General features: G+C 57.4%; 21 protein-coding genes. 12 read left to right on the forward strand and 9 right to left on the reverse strand.

Translation table 11 applies throughout. From position 1 onward, the window contains the following. Positions 1 to 15 precede the first annotated feature (15 nt). On the reverse strand, positions 16 to 258 hold the full coding sequence (locus tag SYC_RS11475; RefSeq protein WP_011244476.1) for a hypothetical protein: 243 nt from the start codon (positions 256 to 258) through the stop codon (positions 16 to 18). A gap of 12 nt (positions 259 to 270) precedes the next feature. Beyond that, positions 271 to 1,113: a diaminopimelate epimerase gene (gene dapF / locus SYC_RS11480; protein ID WP_011244477.1), complete on the reverse strand. Its 843-nt coding sequence runs from the start codon at positions 1,111 to 1,113 to the stop codon at positions 271 to 273. Positions 1,114 to 1,235: 122 nt separating this feature from the next. Here dapF and SYC_RS11485 point away from each other — a divergent pair, with 122 nt between their 5' ends. The 3 genes from SYC_RS11485 to SYC_RS11495 all read left to right on the forward strand — a co-directional run bounded on the left by SYC_RS11485 (position 1,236) and on the right by SYC_RS11495 (position 2,890). Beyond that, positions 1,236 to 1,448 (forward strand): Hfq-related RNA-binding protein, encoded by a 213-nt coding sequence (locus tag SYC_RS11485; RefSeq protein WP_231621395.1) that lies wholly within the window; start codon positions 1,236 to 1,238, stop codon positions 1,446 to 1,448. 63 nt (positions 1,449 to 1,511) lie between these two features. Further along, a complete protein-coding gene (locus SYC_RS11490; protein WP_011244479.1) occupies positions 1,512 to 2,363 on the forward strand; it encodes a M23 family metallopeptidase in 852 nt (283 codons plus the stop codon). Next, complete coding sequence (locus SYC_RS11495; RefSeq protein ID WP_011378241.1) at positions 2,363 to 2,890, forward strand: late competence development ComFB family protein; 528 nt, start codon at positions 2,363 to 2,365, stop codon at positions 2,888 to 2,890. Before SYC_RS11490 ends, SYC_RS11495 begins: the two co-directional genes overlap by 1 nt. 62 nt (positions 2,891 to 2,952) lie before the next feature. Here the strand turns inward: SYC_RS11495 and SYC_RS14065 are convergent, their stop codons facing one another. Next, positions 2,953 to 3,108, reverse strand: a complete 156-nt coding sequence (locus SYC_RS14065; RefSeq protein ID WP_206740565.1) for a hypothetical protein — start codon at positions 3,106 to 3,108, stop codon at positions 2,953 to 2,955. A gap of 90 nt (positions 3,109 to 3,198) precedes the next feature. Here SYC_RS14065 and SYC_RS11500 point away from each other — a divergent pair, with 90 nt between their 5' ends. Together SYC_RS11500 and SYC_RS11505 are read left to right on the forward strand one after the other, a co-directional pair. Continuing rightward, positions 3,199 to 3,855, forward strand: a complete 657-nt coding sequence (locus SYC_RS11500; RefSeq protein ID WP_011244481.1) for a sigma-70 family RNA polymerase sigma factor — start codon at positions 3,199 to 3,201, stop codon at positions 3,853 to 3,855. A gap of 83 nt (positions 3,856 to 3,938) precedes the next feature. Further along, a complete protein-coding gene (locus SYC_RS11505; protein WP_011244482.1) occupies positions 3,939 to 4,439 on the forward strand; it encodes an anti-sigma factor family protein in 501 nt (166 codons plus the stop codon). On the opposite strand, the gene SYC_RS11510 is transcribed toward SYC_RS11505, so the two are convergent. Further along, positions 4,440 to 4,892, reverse strand: coding sequence for a gamma-glutamylcyclotransferase family protein (locus SYC_RS11510; protein ID WP_011244483.1), 453 nt, complete (start codon positions 4,890 to 4,892; stop codon positions 4,440 to 4,442). Between the two features lie 9 nt (positions 4,893 to 4,901). Between SYC_RS11510 and leuS the strand changes: the two genes are divergently transcribed. Beyond that, positions 4,902 to 7,499 (forward strand): leucine--tRNA ligase, encoded by a 2,598-nt coding sequence (leuS, locus tag SYC_RS11515; RefSeq protein WP_011244484.1) that lies wholly within the window; start codon positions 4,902 to 4,904, stop codon positions 7,497 to 7,499. Positions 7,500 to 7,768: 269 nt separating this feature from the next. Then, entirely contained in the window at positions 7,769 to 8,530 is a 762-nt protein-coding gene (locus tag SYC_RS11520; RefSeq protein WP_011244485.1) for a helix-turn-helix domain-containing protein, read from the forward strand. On the opposite strand, the gene SYC_RS11525 is transcribed toward SYC_RS11520, so the two are convergent. Together SYC_RS11525 and SYC_RS11530 are read right to left on the reverse strand one after the other, a co-directional pair. Further along, complete coding sequence (locus tag SYC_RS11525; protein ID WP_011244486.1) at positions 8,495 to 9,445, reverse strand: glycosyltransferase family 4 protein; 951 nt, start codon at positions 9,443 to 9,445, stop codon at positions 8,495 to 8,497. The genes SYC_RS11520 and SYC_RS11525 overlap by 36 nt on opposite strands. Positions 9,446 to 9,634: 189 nt before the next feature. Further along, positions 9,635 to 10,702, reverse strand: coding sequence for a DMT family transporter (locus tag SYC_RS11530; RefSeq protein ID WP_173282532.1), 1,068 nt, complete (start codon positions 10,700 to 10,702; stop codon positions 9,635 to 9,637). Between the two features lie 114 nt (positions 10,703 to 10,816). Here SYC_RS11530 and sppA point away from each other — a divergent pair, with 114 nt between their 5' ends. Then, positions 10,817 to 11,629 carry a signal peptide peptidase SppA gene (gene sppA, locus SYC_RS11535; protein ID WP_011244488.1) on the forward strand — a complete coding sequence of 271 codons (813 nt, stop codon included), beginning with the start codon at positions 10,817 to 10,819 and terminating at the stop codon, positions 11,627 to 11,629. Positions 11,630 to 11,685: 56 nt separating this feature from the next. Then, entirely contained in the window at positions 11,686 to 12,078 is a 393-nt protein-coding gene (aroH, locus tag SYC_RS11540; RefSeq protein ID WP_011244489.1) for a chorismate mutase, read from the forward strand. Between the two features lie 167 nt (positions 12,079 to 12,245). Here aroH and SYC_RS11545 read toward each other — a convergent pair whose 3' ends face one another. The 3 genes from SYC_RS11545 to psaM all read right to left on the reverse strand — a co-directional run bounded on the left by SYC_RS11545 (position 12,246) and on the right by psaM (position 13,369). Further along, positions 12,246 to 12,704 (reverse strand): hypothetical protein, encoded by a 459-nt coding sequence (locus SYC_RS11545; RefSeq protein WP_011244490.1) that lies wholly within the window; start codon positions 12,702 to 12,704, stop codon positions 12,246 to 12,248. Between the two features lie 35 nt (positions 12,705 to 12,739). Next, positions 12,740 to 13,123: a hypothetical protein gene (locus SYC_RS11550; protein ID WP_011244491.1), complete on the reverse strand. Its 384-nt coding sequence runs from the start codon at positions 13,121 to 13,123 to the stop codon at positions 12,740 to 12,742. A gap of 156 nt (positions 13,124 to 13,279) precedes the next feature. Continuing rightward, complete coding sequence (gene psaM / locus SYC_RS11555; protein ID WP_011244492.1) at positions 13,280 to 13,369, reverse strand: photosystem I reaction center subunit XII; 90 nt, start codon at positions 13,367 to 13,369, stop codon at positions 13,280 to 13,282. A 123-nt stretch (positions 13,370 to 13,492) separates the two neighbouring features. Between psaM and phoU the strand changes: the two genes are divergently transcribed. The 3 genes from phoU (at position 13,493) to SYC_RS11575 (ending at position 17,366) form a co-directional block, all read left to right on the forward strand. Continuing rightward, positions 13,493 to 14,167 (forward strand): phosphate signaling complex protein PhoU, encoded by a 675-nt coding sequence (gene phoU / locus SYC_RS11560; protein WP_011244493.1) that lies wholly within the window; start codon positions 13,493 to 13,495, stop codon positions 14,165 to 14,167. Positions 14,168 to 14,484: 317 nt separating this feature from the next. After that, the gene (locus SYC_RS11570; RefSeq protein ID WP_011244494.1) at positions 14,485 to 16,731 is read left to right on the forward strand and encodes a ribonuclease R family protein; all 2,247 of its coding nucleotides are present in this window, start codon (positions 14,485 to 14,487) and stop codon (positions 16,729 to 16,731) included. Between the two features lie 50 nt (positions 16,732 to 16,781). Then, positions 16,782 to 17,366, forward strand: a complete 585-nt coding sequence (locus SYC_RS11575) for a flavin prenyltransferase UbiX (RefSeq protein WP_199290572.1) — start codon at positions 16,782 to 16,784, stop codon at positions 17,364 to 17,366. Position 17,367: the final 1 nt, after the last annotated feature.

Below are 17,367 nucleotides of genomic sequence, written 5' to 3' on the forward strand. Positions count from 1 at the left end.
GAGCCAGTCGGAACGCTAGAAATCGTCGGGACGAATGCCGTCTTCAGGAAACACCCACTGCGGCCCACCATTGCCACTGAGGCGCTCAAGCTGACGCCGCCGCACGGCCTCAGCTGCCATTTCCAGCATTTGATCCAAGGGCGTCTCGCGGATGAAGCGCTCAGCATCCTCCTGAAACGGTCGACCCGGGCATCGATCGCCCAAGACGCATCCCTCAAGACAATCCACGGCACAGTTGACGCTGGCAGGCTCCGACATGATTGGCAGCAATTAGGCAGCTAGTTCCATGCTACCGCTGAACACCTTAACTGCCGGGCCAGTCATAAACAGATGACCGTCTTCTCGCCATTCAATTTGTAGCGGCCCGCCCGGAAGTTCCACCGTCGCTTGGCGATCGCTCCGACCGGTCAGGACAGCCGCGACCAAGGTGGCACAAGCTCCGGTTCCACAGGCTAGGGTTGCGCCAGCCCCTCGCTCCCAGACGCGCATCTTCAGGTAGTCGGGCCGGACAACCTCGACAAACTCAGTATTGGTGCGCTGGGGAAAGACAGGATGATGCTCAAACAGTGGCCCGATCTCCGCTAAGGGAACGGCCGCAACATCCTCGACGAAGGTAATGCAGTGGGGGTTACCCATGCTGACGGTTGTGACCTTCCAAGGGCGATCGCCTACTTCCAAGTCTGCTTCGACGACACGATCGCCAGTACCTGTCAGCGTCGTCGGGATTTCAACTGGTTTGAGGTAAGCCGGCCCCATATCGACAGTGACTAAGCCAGTCTCGGTTAGCGTTGGCACAATCAAGCCAGCACCGGTAGCAATGCGATAGCGGGATTGAGCCCCGCCATCCAGCTCGCTCAAAAATTTGGCCAAACAGCGGATGCCGTTGCCGCACATCTCCGGTTCTGAACCGTCAGAGTTAAAGATCCGCATGACATAGTCGCTGTCGCCGCTGCCGGGCAGCGCAAAAATGACGCCGTCCGCACCGACCCCAAAGTTGCGATCGCAGACCTGCACTGCTTGCTCCGGGGTTAGCCTTGGTTCCCCAGACTCGCGGTTGTCCACCAGGATGAAATCATTGCCAAGACCGTGATATTTCGCGAACTGCAGAGACATAACTGCTGGGGACAAACCACGGTCTCGATCCTACGGCGATCGTGGCCTTGGATTTGCTGCAATCGCTGCAGAGGTGGGGTCAGGGTGCTAAGCTGCGGTCGCTAGCGCTCCCTACAATTTCTGTGGCCTTGCTCGATACCAGCCTGCCCAGTGTTCGACTTCTACAGCAATACATTCGCGAGCAGGTATTTCTAGAAGTCAAACTCAACAGCGGTGATATCTGGCAGGCGCGGCTGCTCTGGCAAGACCCAGACTGCCTCTGCCTCAAAACCCCTCAAGAAGAAACGGTGATCCTGTGGCGAGCGGCGCTCGTGTCGCTGCGACCCCTCCTCTAGAGGCGATCGCCCGACTCAGTCTTCGCGAAATCACTGCTGGCTTACGCGATCGGGAACTCCATCATGCTGCGTCCTCTGCTCCCCTCATTTCTCTCAGTGGTGGCGCTCACACCAGTGATTGTTCAGCCCACCGACGTGCTGACGGCAACCGTGACGCCGCTGGCACCGCGACAGGGCGAAACCCTGCAAGTCAGCATCCAGTCCTCGGCTGAAACGCCGCCTCAAGTGCGCTTTGGCCCCCGCACAATTCCTGTATTTGGGATCGGTGCAGGCCAGTATCGCGCCCTAATTCCGACAACACCTGTTCTGAAAACCGGCGGCTATTTACTAACGGTGCAAGGAGCGACCCAAGCGCGCCGCATCCCGATCGAAGTGGCACGCCGCAGTTTTCCGGTGCAGCGGATCTGGCTGCCGCCTGGTAAGTCCGACTTGGGCACAGACTTCGAGTTCGATCGTGTTGATGCCTTCAAGGCACTGATTACGCCGGAACTATTCTGGACTGGCCCCTTGCGCCGCCCAGCCCCTGGTCGCATCTCCACGGGCTATGGCGTGCGCCGCTACTACAACGGCGTGTTTGCTGAAGACTACTTCCATCGCGGTCTTGACTACGCCGATGCCACCGGAACTCCAGTGCGAGCGCCTGCGGCTGGCCGGATCGCCTTGGTCGGCTACGAGCAACAGGGCTTTGAAGTCCATGGCAACACGATCGGTATTGACCATGGTCAGGGCATTGCCAGCATTCTGATTCACCTCAACCGCATCAACGTTCGCGAAGGCCAGTTTGTCCAGGCCGGCGACGTCATTGGCACCGTAGGCAATACGGGCGCTTTTACGGGCCCGCACCTGCACTGGGGCTTTTATGTGCTGGGTGAATCGGTAGATCCCACACCATGGTTACAGCGAGGACTGAACTGATGACGATCGCCTTAGAACAGTGCGTGGATGAAGCTCTGCGTCTGGGCTTTCTGACGCCAGCCCTCGAAGCCAGCGTCAACCAAGTCTGCGATCAAGCAACGGCGCTGTCGGAACTGCAGCAGTTGGCCTTGCGCCGTTTGATTAGTGCTCTGCGCAGCGGCGAAGTGATCGTGGTGCCTCGGCAGCAGCTATTCAACCTGATGGAAGAGCTGGTTTTCTCAGAAGCGATCGCTCAAGTGAGTGCCTTTGAGTTGCGCGAGGAAGTCACCCTTGATCTGCCTGCGATCGTCGTCCACGCCCTCAATCGCTTGCCGCCGCTTTACGCCACCAGCCTCGATCAGGCTCAAACCCTCCGCCAGCTGGGCCTGCAGCAGTATCAAGCTCTGATTGCAGCACGGGTTAGCGAAGCTATCTCCTTGGGTTTTGGTTTGCGATCGTCGGGGCCAAGTACAGAGGTCGGTCGCGATCGCCAGCCACTACTCCTGCAAGTGGCACCGCTGTTGCAGATGCTGGCTCCCGACGATTAGCCTGCCTGCCTTTTTCCTGTACCGACAACTATCTCACTAGCTCTAACTCCTGTCTGGGTGAGCTAGAACCTCTTGGTTGCCCAGCCCACATCCCAGTGGCACCGCGATCGGCTACTGTTGCCAGTCCAGGGCAGATGCCAAGCGGATTGACTAAGCCGAGCGATCGCGCCTTCCCGTTTAAGGGACTGCCCATAGACTGGCTCTGAGGCATCGCTCAACCCCGCAGCAACATGGCAGGATGACCCCATGACAGGGAACTTTTGCAGCCCAGAGTCGTCAAAAGCTGCAATTGACAGGCGTCTGAGTTCATGACTGCATCTGTTCCCTGTACTTGGTCTAATTCCGAGGCTACAGGTTCTCGCTTGCCCCTCTCCGCTGATCAGCTTCCGCTCGATGAACTGGTGCTGCGCTGCCAAAAACAGCCCAGCGATCGCCTTGCGTTTACGGAGCTGGTGCGGCGCTACCAAAACCACGTGGAGCGCCTGATCTATCACCTAGCGCCCGACTGGGAAGATCGGGCTGATCTGGTGCAGGAAGTCTGGATTCGCGTCTATCGCAATCTCAAAAATCTGCAGGAACCTCGCAGCTTCAAAGGCTGGCTCAGCCGCATTGTCACTAACTTGTTCTACGACGAGCTGCGGCGGCGCAAGCGTCGCCAGCCGGCCCTCTCGCTGGATGCCCCCCGCCTAATCGGCAACGATCAGCTGGATTGGGAACTGCCAACCGAGCAGGCAGGCCCAGACGAGGAGTTGGAAAAACAAGAGTTCTACAACGAATTGCGGCGAGCGATCGCGGGGTTGCCTGAAAGTTTCCGCACCACGATCGTGCTGCGCGAAATCGAAGGCTTGGCCTACGAAGAGATTGCTGCCGCAACGGGGGTTTCTCTCGGGACTGTGAAATCTCGCATCGCCCGCGCCCGCCAGCGTCTCCAAGACCAACTCAGCGGTTATCTAAAACTCTTCTAAGAAGCCCTAAACTTCCTTGTCGTCCTGTTTAGGATAGGAATTAGGGCTAAAAGCTGTGAACGCAAACCCAGAGGTTGACGCCTGTGTCTGAGCAACGATCCTTCGAACGGACCTCAGAGCCATGTTTTGAACTGTTGAGCGCCTATCTCGACAATGCTGTCACGGCTACTGAACGGAAACAGGTTGAGCAGTGGCTCGCAGAAGATGCGGATGCTCAAGCCACCTTTGCCCAACTGCGAAAGCTGCAGCAGGTCTGGTCGCGGCAGCGATCGGCTGTGATCAGTAGCGATCGCAGTGCCGAAGCGATCGCGGCGGCTGTCTTTGCTGATCCCCGAGTCCGTCGTCGCCGCTGGCAACGTTGGGCCATTCCGACTGGTTTGGCGGCGATGGTAGCAGTGGCAGTCGGTAATTCTTTAGTGCCTGAATTCAGTGTTCGTACCGCTACCAATCGCGATCCGGTGATGGCTCCTTATCCTACGGGTGAGCCGCTTTTCTTGGCGCTGGATGAACCGGTGATCGAACTGCCCCGCAATCCCAACAATCGGGTCAAACCGGCTGCATTTCTGCCGGCCAGCCGCCGCTAATCACAGGCTCTGGCCCCAGAGTTCGGCCTGAATTGCTGCGCTCCAGTAGCCATCTGCTACAGCGATTCCCCCCTGACGTGTCACTTCTGCGATTGCCATGCGGTAGAGCCAAGCTTCCCCGAGTGGCTGTTGCTGAAGGTCGTAGACCGGTTCCCAGCAGCGCTGATAAAGATTGAGACTGCGATCGCGATTGGGAGCATAGCCTTCTAGATCATCGAGTCGATCCAAGAGGTCCGGCGATCGCAACTGCAGAAGCACGCCCCGTACCCAACCCTCTTCTTCAGTGAGGGCCGGATAGCCCGCTGGCAGTGCATAGACCCTCCCCGGTACTTGAGCGGGGACGGCTGCAACGAGCCATGGCTCCAGATTGAGCACTTGATAGTAATGCTGACCTGGCTGCAGCGTGCCGTAGACGAAGACCGAGAGCGGTGCTGGAGAGGACTGCTGAGGCATTGTGCGAAAATGCAAAATGGTGCCAATTCACGCTCGCAAGAATACCAAGGAGTTTCGGTGGACAGCCGCTACGATCCCCAGGCAATTGAAACGAAGTGGCAACAGTCCTGGGCCGCTGCGCAGCTCGATCGCACTCCCGAAGCGGACGATCGCCCCAAGTTTTATGCCCTGTCGATGTTCCCCTATCCTTCGGGGAACTTGCACATGGGCCATGTGCGCAACTACACCATCACAGATGCGATCGCGCGGGTCAAACGCCGGCAAGGCTTCCGAGTGCTGCATGCGATGGGTTGGGATGCCTTCGGTCTACCCGCTGAGAATGCAGCGATCGATCGCGGTGTTCAACCCGCCGATTGGACTTATCAGAATGTCGCGCAGATGCGCGAGCAACTGAAGCAGTTGGGATTGTCCTACGACTGGGATCGCGAGGTCACGACTTGCTCGCCGGACTACTACCGCTGGACGCAATGGTTGTTCCTGCAGTTTTTTGAGGCGGGGCTGGCCTATCAGAAGGAAGCCACGGTTAACTGGGACCCGATTGATCAGACTGTGTTGGCGAATGAGCAGGTCGATAGTGAGGGGCGATCGTGGCGATCGGGTGCCAAAGTGGAGCGCCGCCAGCTCAAGCAATGGTTCCTGAAAATCACGGACTACGCCGAGGAGCTGCTGCAAGACCTCGATCAGCTGACTGGCTGGCCGGAGCGCGTGCGCTTGATGCAGGCCAACTGGATTGGGAAGTCCACCGGTGCCTATCTGGAATTTCCGATCGTCAATTCCAGCGATCGCGTCAAAGTCTTTACGACCCGTCCCGATACGGTCTACGGCGTCAGCTACGTGGTGCTGGCGCCGGAACATCCGTTGGTGACACAGGTAACGACGCCAGAACAGCAAACTGCAGTGGCAGCCTTTGCAGCGGAAGTCAGCCAAACCAGCGAACTAGAGCGGACAGCAGAAGATCGCCCCAAACGCGGCGTGCCCACGGGCGGCTTCGTCACTAATCCGTTTACGGGCCAGGCGGTGCCGATCTGGATTGCCGACTACGTTTTGGTTGAGTACGGCACGGGTGCCGTAATGGGTGTTCCTGCCCACGACAGTCGCGACTTTGCCTTCGCCCAGCGGTATGGCCTGCCAGTGCAGCCGGTGATTCAACCGACAGAAGGCGCGATCGCGGAACCTTGGCCGGCTCCCTTCACTGAAGCGGGTGTGATGGTCAACTCCGGCCAGTTCGATGGTCTGTCTTCAACTGAAGCGAAAGCCAAGATCATCGCCTTTGCCGAAGAACAAGGCTGGGGCCAAGCCCATGTGCAATATCGCCTGCGTGATTGGCTGATCTCCCGTCAGCGCTACTGGGGCTGCCCGATTCCGATTGTCCATTGCCCCGACTGCGGCCCTGTGGCAGCAGCCGATCTGCCGGTGCAGCTCCCTGACTCGGTGCAGTTTAGCGGGCGTGGCCCTTCGCCACTAGCGCAACTGGAAGATTGGGTGACGACCACTTGCCCAAGTTGTGGCAAACCAGCGCGGCGCGAAACCGACACGATGGACACCTTCATGTGTTCGTCTTGGTACTACCTTCGCTACAGCGACGCCAGCAATCCAGAAATTGCCTTCACCAAGGACAAGGTCAACGACTGGTTGCCGGTGGATCAGTACGTTGGCGGCATTGAGCATGCAATTCTGCACCTGCTCTACTCGCGCTTCTTCACTAAAGTGCTGCGCGATCGCGGCCTCCTCAGCTTCGATGAGCCATTTAAGCGGCTGCTGACCCAAGGGATGGTGCAGGGGTTGACCTACAAAAATCCCAAGACCGGTAAGTACGTGCCCAGCGATCGCATTAGCGATCCCAGTCAGCCGGTCGATCCTGATACAGGCGATCGCCTCGAAGTTTTCTTCGAGAAAATGTCGAAGTCGAAGTACAACGGCGTCGATCCAGCCCGAGTCCTCGATCGCTATGGCGCCGATACGGCGCGAATGTTCATCCTCTTCAAAGCGCCGCCCGAGAAGGATTTGGAGTGGGATGATGCCGATGTTGAAGGTCAATTCCGCTTCTTAAACCGGGTTTGGCGTCTGGTGCAAACAGCCAGCCAAGTCGAAGCAACGACCGCAGCAGACGATAAGGCCGAAAAGGATCTGCGCCGCGCTGTGCATACGGCGATCCAAGCGTTCACTGAGGATCTGGAAGAAGATTATCAGCTCAATACGGCGATTGCGGAGCTGATGAAGCTGACCAATGCACTTAACGATGCACCCATGCCTGGGAGTCCGGCCTATCTGAAAGGCGTGCAGACATTAGTACTACTGCTGGCACCCTTTGCCCCTCACATTGCCGAGGAACTTTGGCAGCAGCTGGGTGGCGAGCGATCGGTGCACCTTGAAGGCTGGCCCGTCTTGGATGAATCGGCACTCATCGTCGATGAAATTCCTTTGGTGATTCAAATTATGGGTAAAACGCGGGGCACAATCACCGTACCTGCCTCTGCCGACCGCGATCAGCTCCAACAGTTGGCAAAGAATTCTGAGATTGCCCAACGCTGGCTGGACGGTCAAACAATCCGCAAAGTGATCGTTGTTCCAGGCAAGTTGGTCAATTTTGTAATCGCTTCACCCTAAATCAGCACTAAAGAGACAACTATGAGTTCTGGAGTCCTTAGTTGGGCTCCTATCTCTAGGATTTCAACCGAGTGATCCCAGAGTTTAAATGCAGGGTCTCTGGTGTGCCTGGTGTCGTATCATTCTCAAAGCTGGGAAATTTTAAAAGCCACTCTTTCTAAACAAAAGATGATTTCCCTATCTAGTACTTTTTTAGCCCTAAATACTGTCCAACTTGCCTAGAGAGAATTATTATTGAACGGTTGTAAACTCTTCCTGGCCGGTTGTTGATGCCTTCGAGCAATTTCGAGATTGATAGTCAGCAGCGAGCTTTGCGACTTGCTCGCCTCGTTCAACAAATCCGCGCTAACCTAGCAGGCCGCTCGCTGCGCCCTTTCGCAGATATGCTGCCTGCTCCTGAGAACCTCTCGAAGCGTAAGCTATCGCGGTTACTAGGTGTCTCGCCTACCCTGATCAACAAATATGAATCGGGGGAAATTGATCCTTGGGAAATTCGTTGGGGCCTAATGCGAAGGCTAGCGCGGCTGGCTGAACTCTCTCTAGAGCAGCTAGACGCTACTCTGAGTGGGGATGAAACCTTTACCCAGCCAGAACTCGAGCAGCGGTCTGTTCCACCCCATGAGCTGATCAGCTCCATTCGGGGAGCGCTTGATCGCCTTGAAGCTAGCCTTGAGCATGTGCAGGGAGATGAGTCCCGCGAGTATTTGGTGCCTTGGTTTGGGCGTTACCTGCGGACCCTCTTGGCGGATCAGGCGCGGGAATCCCGCAAGACCTTGAGTGAGCTGACCGATGCTCTGATTGCTGCCCTCCCCAGTACCGATGCTGATCGGAGTGCCCTGCTGCGGAAGGTTTTTGAAGGGCAAGCTGAATTGACCGATCGCCAAATTGAGGTTGAATGCGTTGCCTTGGCGGCTGCCCTCAGCGAAGTGATTGAAGTCCCCGTCACGGCTGGGCAATTGCTGGCGCTACTGCCCGATGCCGAAATGCGATCGCAACTAGAAGCCTCGGGCTCGGGACAAGAGGGGGAGTAGCCACGCTTCTAGACGTTGACCCATCGCAGCCAAGGAAAACCGTGCTTCGGCTTGGGCTCGACAGTAAGCGCGATCGAGGCTAGACAGTTGCCCAATTGCGTTGACGAGAGCAGCCTGTTGATCGGGTTCTACCAGCCAGCCACTCTTGCCCTGCTCAATAATTTCCAAGGGTCCGCCGCGGGCATAGGCTATCACTGGTACGCCACAGGCGAGGGCTTCAATGGCGACGTTGCCAAAGGCTTCCACCCATTTTGGGGTCATTAACAGGCCTTGGCAGCGGCCCAAGCCACGTTGCAACTCATCGGTACTGACGAAGCCCTGATAGCTGACGGCCCGATCGCCAAACTGCTGTTGGAGTCGTTGCCAATAGTCGGGTTCAGTCAGGGCACCCCAGACCCGCAACGGGAGGCCAGCCTGTTGAGCGGCTTGAATGGCATCTTCTAGGCCCTTTTCTGGTGCAATCCGTCCTACCCAGCCCAAGACCGGCTCTGGCTCTGGGTTAAACCCATAGGCTGCTAGGTCAAGGGCATTGCCGATACAAAGGCAGCGATCGCCAAAGGGAAAGGTTGCTGCCTGAGCCAGACTGTGGACAGCGATGCTGCCGGGATAGCGATCGAGGCTTGTGGCGATCGCCTGATCCATCACCTCAGATAGGGATCCCATGCTGATCAAATGGGCGACAGGCATCTTGAAAAACGGCGTCAGATATAGCGGTAGCCAGTCGTAGGCGAAGTTGAGGATCAGGTCAAAGTCGGTTTGCTGCTGGTGAGCTCGATCCCAGAGCCGGGCTAAAACACTCTCAGCAGGAATCTCAGCAGGAGTGGCGCGCCCGTGACTTTGAGCCGTGCTTTGCCAAGTCCCAGGCACCGTTTCCAGCGGCAAATCGGGCAGCACCGATCCAGCCGGCGCGAGCACGCTGACTTGGTGCCCCTCGCTGGGGTCAGAGCCTTGGCTAAATTGGGCAGGGTCAGTTCAACACCGCCCCCTCGCCCCGACCCCAAGGGGCCGACGGGGTGTTGATACAAACAGAAAACGGTGGGCAGTCATAGAGACGCCTCCGAGGGATGCTGGCGCGATCGCGGTTAGGAAAAGCTGGGGATGCTGCTACTGGGCTGAGCGATCGGGGACTTCAGGTAGAGCCGGATCGATAACAGCGGGCTGGAGTCGGGTTTTCCAGCCTCGGGCTGTCAACCAATCCCGCTGACTGATCAGCAAAATACTGACCAGGCTAAGGCTGACCCCGACCCATTGGATCATGCCCAGCTTTTCACCCAAGAAGAGATTGCCAAATAACAGTGCAAAGACCGGCGTCAAAAAGGTCAGCGCACTCAGGCTTGTCAAGCTGCCGCTGGCGGCAAAGTAAAAAAATAGCCCGTAGGCGATCGCACTGCCGAAGAGGGTGGCGTAGCTCAAGGCCAGCCAGTCACTGAGGCCGAGTTGCTGCCACTGTTGGCTTTCGAGGCTCCAGCTGCCCAAGACCAAAGGAATAGCCCCAGCGATCATGTGCCAGCCGGTTGCCGCGATTGGGTCGGCCCAGCGCGAGACATAGCGACTGAGGATGGTGCCGACAGCCATGGAAAGCGCTGCCAGCAACATCAGCCAGCGACCGTTGTTGAAGAGGGCGCTCAGCCAGCTTTGATCGGTGGGCCAGAGTTCTGCGATCGCGGGGCCAACCAACTGGACGGGAATATGCAGCCCCTGTAAGAGGCGATCGCCCAGGGCTAATAACCACGTCTCAGGCAACCCCAATAGGCTGATGCCGACAATACCGATCGCTAGCCCCAGCCAGCCCCAAAGGCCAATCCGCTCGCCGAACAGCCAGTAGGCCAGCAGCGCCACGATCAGCGGCTGCGAATCGATCATGACGGAACCAATGCCTGCTCCGGTGCGGGTTAGCCCCTCAGCCAAAAATCCTTGAAAAAGGGTGCCATCCACCAGGCCAAAGAGCCCAATCCAGGCCCAAGCCCGCCAACCCTGGGGTTGGGGCCGTCCCAACCAAGCCGCAGCCAGCAGGACCAGGATGCCAGCCGGCAACAGTCGCACGGTGGCCAAAAAGAGGGGAGTGGTGTGGTCGGTCGTACCTTTCATGGCTACCATGGCCGTTCCCCAAAGGAAAAAGGGCGCCAGCAGAAGCGGAGTTTTGGCAAGCGCAGGCGGCCCAGCAGCAGGCATAGCAATGGCGGAAAGGTCGGCGCTCATTCTAACAAGGCCGCGATCGCCGGTTTCGGCTCCCCTCCTAGCGGGGATTTTCTACAATCAGAAGAATTCAGCATTCTTGGGTTCCCTATGGTTTGGCCATTCCCGCGTCGTGCCCGCAAGCAAATTGCTCGCATCGAAGTGTCGGGAGCGATCGCCGGTGGGACCCGTCAACGGTTGTTGCGATCGCTGAAGACTGTGGCGGAACGGGGCTATCCGGCACTGCTGCTGCGGATTGACAGCCCAGGCGGCACCGTCGGTGACTCCCAGGAAATCTACGAAGCCCTAAAACGACTGCGCAGCCAGCATCAGACCAAAGTTATCGCTAGCTTTGGCAATATTTCGGCATCCGGCGGAGTCTACATCGGCATGGGAGCCGACAAAATCGTCAGCAACCCCGGCACGATCACGGGCAGCATTGGTGTAATTTTGCGCGGTAACAACCTTGAGCGCCTGCTCGATCGGGTTGGCGTCTCCTTCAAGGTGATCAAGTCTGGCCCCTATAAGGACATCCTCTCCTTCGATCGCGAGCTAACTGACAACGAAAAGGAGATTCTGCAAAACTTGATCGACATCAGCTACCAGCAGTTTGTTCAAACCGTGGCTGATGCGCGGCAATTGACCGTAGAAACCGTCAAAAGCTTTGCCGATGGCCGAATTTTTACCGGTGAGCAAGCGCTGAGTTTAGGCTTGATCGATCGCCTTGGCACTGAAGAAGATGCTCGGCGTTGGGCGGCGGAATTGGTGGGACTCGATCCTGAAAAAGCAACCCTCGCTCCGATCGAAGAACCGAAACCTCTCACTCGCCGGTTGCTACCGCTGGGGCAGGTTGGTGCTGGCCTTGACTGGCTGGAATTTGAACTGACGGCCGCTGGCCAACCGCTCTGGCTCTACCGTCCTTGAGGTCTGGACTGAATCACGGGATACTCTGGAGGGATGATTGCCCAGGAGGATAGGCCGTGTCGTGGCGGGTCAAAGCGATTCGAGGTGCAACCACCGTTCGTGAAAACACGGCGGAAGCCATGCGCGAAGCAGTCAGTGAGCTTTTAGACGAGCTGGAGCGCCGCAATCCTCTCAACCCCGACGATATTGTCAGCCTGACTTTCTCAGTCACTCGCGACCTCGATGCCATGTTTCCGGCTGCTGTTGCTCGTCAGCGGGCTGGCTGGCAGAATGTGCCGCTGCTAGATGTGCAGCAAATGTATGTGGAGGGCAGTCTCGAGCGCTGTATTCGTCTGCTCCTGCATTTCAACTGCCCCGAAGATCAGCCGCCGATCGAGCATCCCTACTTGCGGGGTGCCCAAGTGCTGCGACCGGACTGGGTACTCACTGAGTCTGCGAATCATCGCTAGAACTCAGGTTAAGGTCTGATCACGCAATGACTTAGACCTGATTCGCTGCTGACCCAAAGTTTATCCAAACTTGTTGGATCAATCTTGAGTCGATCCAATCAAAGGCGATCGCTCAGACAAAATCTCAGTAGATGCCGCGATCGCCCCTCCTCAGGCTGAAAGCGGTGTTATAGGACTTGATGCGTGTAGGCGTGCTGCTTGACGTTGTCTTCAGGACGCACCACCGGCGCTGCATTCAAGATGCGCTTGCGTTCCAGTGAATATTGGAAATCGCTGTAGCGATCGCCCAAAGGCAAGCGTTCACGGGTTTGTGGGTCGCGGCGATACGTTCTGGCCGCGGCCAAAAGGCGTTCGTGAAAGTCGGAGCAGAGCTGCGCGGTTTCCGGCCAATCCCTAGGCCGTTGCCAATCCGTCAGATCTAGCCAATCCGCGAGGGTGGTGGCGATCGCGGTTTGATAGGCCGTCGGCACACCCGCAAACAAAGCACCCAACGCGGCCGCCGGGATTGGCTCAATAATTGTCAGCTCTTGCATCCCCTCCGGTTGCTTGAGGAAGCAAGTTGCCAAGCCCAAAACAACGTAACTCTCGGGGCTTAAATCATCGAGAGGCAGAGCGATCGCAGTCATGGAACAGGACGCAGAGAGGGGGTCTATGCGCCATCCTAACGACTGGTTTCGGGGCTGGACTCCTGCCACACAATTCGTTTCTGACCCGGCTGAATCCAGTTGCCCTGCTCTTGCATCACGGTTCGGGCTTCAGCGGTCGAGAAGACTCGCGCAAAATCGTTTTTTAAGATCTGCACCCGTCTTTCCGTCAGTTGCAGTTCTGCATCCAGTTCTTGTAACCGTTCAAGCCGAGTCGAAGCAGACTGTAGCAGGCGCAGACCCGATGTACTGAGCAATGTGGCTACAGCGAGCAAGAGGGTCAGCTTGAGGGTGGGTTCAAGCCATAGGCAGGGAGCCGCTGCAGCGGTCGACGTTTTGGCCACCGCAACAGGCGGGCGATCGCGATGGGAAGTGGAGCGAACTCTGGGAACAGCAGCCATGCGATCGAAGGGTTGGACGTTTGTAGGCCAAACTCTAGCGGGTTTCAGTAGTGAGTGCCAAGCTTTTTAGCGCCCTAAATCAAAAACTCTCTGGTCGCCGAGGTTCCCAGAGAGTCAGTCGTGATTGTAGTGAACGCAGACAGACTAGCGATAGCTTTAGCGATAGAGTTCGGTGCCCAGACGGTACGCCAAAACAGCTGGCACGAGGGCAAGGAGTAGGGCGACAAAGACTTGAGTATCAGTCATTACAGGCTCTCTCTCGATTTCAGCGCTAGATTGCTAATTACTTTCCGTGATCGAAAAGAGTCAAACCAGCGCTTTTCACATCATTTAACAACTCGAGGTTCATCCCCTACCTTGCTCGACCCCATGTTCCACAGCACCTTCGAGGGCTTGCCATCGACCCGTACTCGCTTCATGAAGCAGGTGAAGGATGTTCAACAGGACATCCTCCGCATGGGAGCACTGGTCGAAAACTCTTGCTGGCTGGCTCGGCAAGCCCTGGTCGAGCGGGATTTGTCGGCACCGGATCAGATCGACCAGCAAGATCAGGTGATCGATGCCCTCTACCGCAAGATTGAGCAGGACTGTCTGAGTCTGGTGGCGCTCCAGTCGCCCGTTAGCCGTGATCTGCGCATTTTGAGTGCGTTCATGCAGATCGTGCGAGACCTCGAGCGGATTGGTGACTACGCCGAAAACTTGGGCGAAATTGCGATTCGGCTGTTTGCTCTAGCCCCCCATCCGATCATTGAGCCTGTGGGGCTAATGCTGGAGCGATCGCGCTCGATGCTGGCCATGAGCCTGGCGGCGATCGCCAATATCGATGCGGAACTGGGGCGAGCCATTAAAGACAAAGATGATGCCGTCGATGCAGATTTTGACGCGCTCTACGATCGCCTCGTCCACGATTCCCAGGCGCAATTCAACCTAGAAGCAACAGTTTTGCTGGTACTGGTGATCCGCCACATTGAACGGATGGCCGACCACGCCACGAATGTCGGCCAGCGGATTTGCTTCATCCAGAGCGGCCGGATGCCGAACTAGACCGGCCTCGATCGCAGGGGCACCGTAGAATAGACAAACGCCGTTGTTGCGTGATGCTGGTCTGCACCGTCTTTAAGAGCGATCGCTTAAGATTTCGCCCTTGAGCCCAAGGAGAGTCAGCAAATCGCGCAAGGGTTCACCTGTCTACTCCGGCTGGCTATTCTCGTTGCCTTAGATTGGCAGCCCCGAAGGATTGGCACAGGTGCAGCCTCGTCTGAGCTGACAGTATTGTCCAACTGTCGTCACTGTCGCTTTCGCGATCGGCCCTCCGCTTCAGGCCATTGCCGCCCCTCAACTCCACCTCTATCCCCGACTCGATGAACTTCTCGATTGCCACGCTTCTGACTCAGTTCAGTGAAGGAAAGTTTGTTGCCCCAAAACAGCTGGAAAAAAAACTGGGCTGTGAGGACGAGGACAAGAGCCGCAAATTGCAGATTATCTTGGACGCTTTGGACGCTTTGGAGCGTTTAGGGCTGTTGACCAAAGACCGAGGCAAATACCGGCGCAACGAAGAAAACGAGTGGGTAGAGGCGCGGTTGCGTTGCTCGAGCAAAGGCTTTTGCTTTGCTATTCAAGACGCTGAAGATGCGGAGGATATTTACATCCGCGAGCATCAGCTCAATCATGCCTGGAATGGCGATCGCGTTTTGGTGAACGTGCTGCGTGAGGGCAGTCGCCGTCGCAGTCCGGAAGGGGAAGTCAAGCTGATTCTGGAACGGGCAAACAGCAGCGTCTTGGCACGAATTACTGAAAAAGCTGAAGGCGAGGGCTTCCGAGCCGTCCCGCTCGACGATCGCCTACTCTGTGAACTTGATTTAGAGAGTAACGGCCTTGATTTAGCCGCCAATCGTGATCACCTGGCGAGTGTGGCGGTTCAGCGCTATCCCTTGGCGCAACTGCCCCCCGTCGGTAAAGTAACCCAGATTTTGGGCAGTGACCCCGAGTCTGCTTCACCAGTCGACCTAATTCGTTGTAAGCACAACCTGCCGGCCGACTGGAGTGAAGCGGCGATCGCAGCGCTGACGGATTTGGCTCAAACGGCGGATGCCAATGCCATTCAAGGTCGCTTGGATTTGCGGTCTGTATTTACGGTGGCGATCGCAGCGGATGATTCCCGCCCGCTCGACGTTGCCCTGAGCCTGCAGCCGGGAGAATCTGGTGGATGGCAAGTGATGGTTCACACCGTTGAGGTGGCTCCTTATCTGCCGCTGCAGTCTGATTTGGATCTTGAAGCCCAGCGGCACGGGATTGATCTGCGTTTGGGCGAGACGGCCTTGCCCTTCCTGCCGCCCGTGCTGACTCAAGGGGTGGGTCGCTTTGCTGTGGGCGAGGATCGGCGCGCCGTCTCCTTGCTGATCCGCGTCGATGCGACGGGAGCTGTTCAGGACTATGAACTGCAACCCAGTTTGGTGCAGCTCGATCAGGTGCTGTCTCCGGCTGAGGCAACAGATTTACTGGCTGACAGCAAAGCAAAGGGTGAAGGAATCAAAGCCCTTAAAGAGCTGCAGACGATCGCTGATCTGTGGCGAACCCAACGGCGGGAACGGGGCGGTTTTGAACTGACGGTGACGCCGGCGATCGGCAATGACGAGGGGGCGTTGGGCGTTATCTCGCGATCGCCCGCGATCGCTGGAGCAGTCCAAGAAATTCTGATTCAGGCCAATCGTCTGGTCACGGAACATCTGCAAGCCTTGGAGCTGCCAGTGCTCTACGTTGGGCAGCGATCGCCCGACCTCGGCAGCATTCAAGATGCCCAGCGGCTGGCAGCGGGTTTGGGCCTGGCGATCGAAGTTGATGAGAATGAGACCGAACTGAATCGCTTGGCGCTGCAGCAGTTGAGTGATGCGACCCAGACTTCCGAGCTGGCCAGCTTGCTTGACCATCTGCTGCTGCAAACCTTTAAGCCGAGCTTCTACAGTACTCTGGCCGTGCCCCACTTCAGCCTCGGCCTAGAAACCTATGGCCATTTTGTTGCCCCAAGCCAGCGCTATGCCGACCTCTGGTTGCAGCGGGTGATCTTGGCACTATTCCAACAGGGTCGCGATCGCCGCTCTAGCCGCAGCAAAGAGGGCGTCAACATTCGTCACAGCAGCAGCCACGGCCAGATCAACTGGAGCGTGCTGCCACCGGAGGTGCAGACAGAACTCGAAACGGATCTGAAACTCCTAGCGCAGCAGCTCAGCGAAGCCGAAAAACGGGCTACCGAAGCCAGTGCAGACTACCAAGGGCTCCAGAAGGCGGCCGCCGCCAAGGCCTGCATTGGTCAGACTTTCGCTGGGGTGATTCGGGGCGTTCAATCCTACGGCTTCTTTGTTCAGATCGAAGCCTTGCAGGTTGAGGGACTGGTTCACGTCAGCTCGCCCAAGGACGACTGGTACGAATACCGATCGCGCCAGCAGCGGTTGATTGGCCGCAAGAATCGTCGTCAGTTTGGTTTGGGCGATCGCGTTGAGGTGGAAATTCGCAACGTCGATTACTACCGCCAGCAAATTGACCTTGGGGTGCTGCCCTTGCCGGAAGCGCAGTCGGAAACCTCCGATCGCGAACCCTTGGAGATGCTGTGAGTTCGACCGATTCCCTTCCCCTCGTGCTAGGGGTCAGCGGAGCCTCGGGCATGATCTATGCGGTCCGGGCTCTGCGTCACCTCCTCTTGGCAGATCTGGCGGTTGACCTTGTCGCCTCTCGGGCTGCAGCTGAAGTCTGGCGATCGGAATCCCAAATTCCCTTTCCCTCTGCACCTGAGCTGCAAGAAAAGTTTTGGCGCGAGCAAGCGGGTGTGCCCGATCGCGGTCATCTGGTCTGCCATCGCAGCAGCAATGTCGGTGCACGCATTGCCAGCGGTTCTTTTCGAACGCGAGGCATGGTCATCCTGCCCTGCAGCATGAGTACGGTTGGCAAGTTAGCCTCAGGGGTCGGCAGCGATTTGCTCGAGCGATCGGCAGACGTCCACCTCAAAGAAGGGCGCTGCTTAGCAGTGGTGCCACGGGAAACCCCCTTCAACCTGATCCATCTGCGCAACCTCACCACCTTGGCCGAAGCTGGGGCGCGGATCGTGCCAGCGATTCCTGCTTGGTACCATCAACCCCAAACCATCGACGATTTGGTGGATTTTGTGGTGGCCCGCGTCTTGGATTGCTTCGGGTTGGACTGTGTTCCTCTCAATCGTTGGCAGGGCAATGTTGATCTAGCCGAGGATTAGT

The organism is Synechococcus elongatus PCC 6301 (genome assembly GCF_000010065.1).
Taxonomy (GTDB): Bacteria; Cyanobacteriota; Cyanobacteriia; order Synechococcales; family Synechococcaceae; genus Synechococcus; species Synechococcus elongatus.

Coding starts and splice junctions, on each gene's coding strand:
- SYC_RS11575 (WP_199290572.1), top strand. CDS start 16,782: ATGATCTATGCGGTCCGGGCTCTGCGTCACCTCCTCTTGGCAGATCTG.
- psaM (WP_011244492.1), bottom strand. CDS start 13,369: ATGACTGATACTCAAGTCTTTGTCGCCCTACTCCTTGCCCTCGTGCCA.
- SYC_RS11530 (WP_173282532.1), bottom strand. CDS start 10,702: ATGCCTGCTGCTGGGCCGCCTGCGCTTGCCAAAACTCCGCTTCTGCTG.
- SYC_RS11520 (WP_011244485.1), top strand. CDS start 7,769: ATGCCTTCGAGCAATTTCGAGATTGATAGTCAGCAGCGAGCTTTGCGA.
- phoU (WP_011244493.1), top strand. CDS start 13,493: ATGTTCCACAGCACCTTCGAGGGCTTGCCATCGACCCGTACTCGCTTC.
- SYC_RS11545 (WP_011244490.1), bottom strand. CDS start 12,704: ATGACTGCGATCGCTCTGCCTCTCGATGATTTAAGCCCCGAGAGTTAC.
- sppA (WP_011244488.1), top strand. CDS start 10,817: ATGGTTTGGCCATTCCCGCGTCGTGCCCGCAAGCAAATTGCTCGCATC.
- SYC_RS11495 (WP_011378241.1), top strand. CDS start 2,363: ATGACGATCGCCTTAGAACAGTGCGTGGATGAAGCTCTGCGTCTGGGC.
- SYC_RS11490 (WP_011244479.1), top strand. CDS start 1,512: ATGCTGCGTCCTCTGCTCCCCTCATTTCTCTCAGTGGTGGCGCTCACA.
- SYC_RS11550 (WP_011244491.1), bottom strand. CDS start 13,123: ATGGCTGCTGTTCCCAGAGTTCGCTCCACTTCCCATCGCGATCGCCCG.
- SYC_RS11510 (WP_011244483.1), bottom strand. CDS start 4,892: ATGCCTCAGCAGTCCTCTCCAGCACCGCTCTCGGTCTTCGTCTACGGC.
- dapF (WP_011244477.1), bottom strand. CDS start 1,113: ATGTCTCTGCAGTTCGCGAAATATCACGGTCTTGGCAATGATTTCATC.
- SYC_RS11570 (WP_011244494.1), top strand. CDS start 14,485: ATGAACTTCTCGATTGCCACGCTTCTGACTCAGTTCAGTGAAGGAAAG.
- SYC_RS11475 (WP_011244476.1), bottom strand. CDS start 258: ATGTCGGAGCCTGCCAGCGTCAACTGTGCCGTGGATTGTCTTGAGGGA.
- SYC_RS11500 (WP_011244481.1), top strand. CDS start 3,199: ATGACTGCATCTGTTCCCTGTACTTGGTCTAATTCCGAGGCTACAGGT.
- leuS (WP_011244484.1), top strand. CDS start 4,902: ATGCAAAATGGTGCCAATTCACGCTCGCAAGAATACCAAGGAGTTTCG.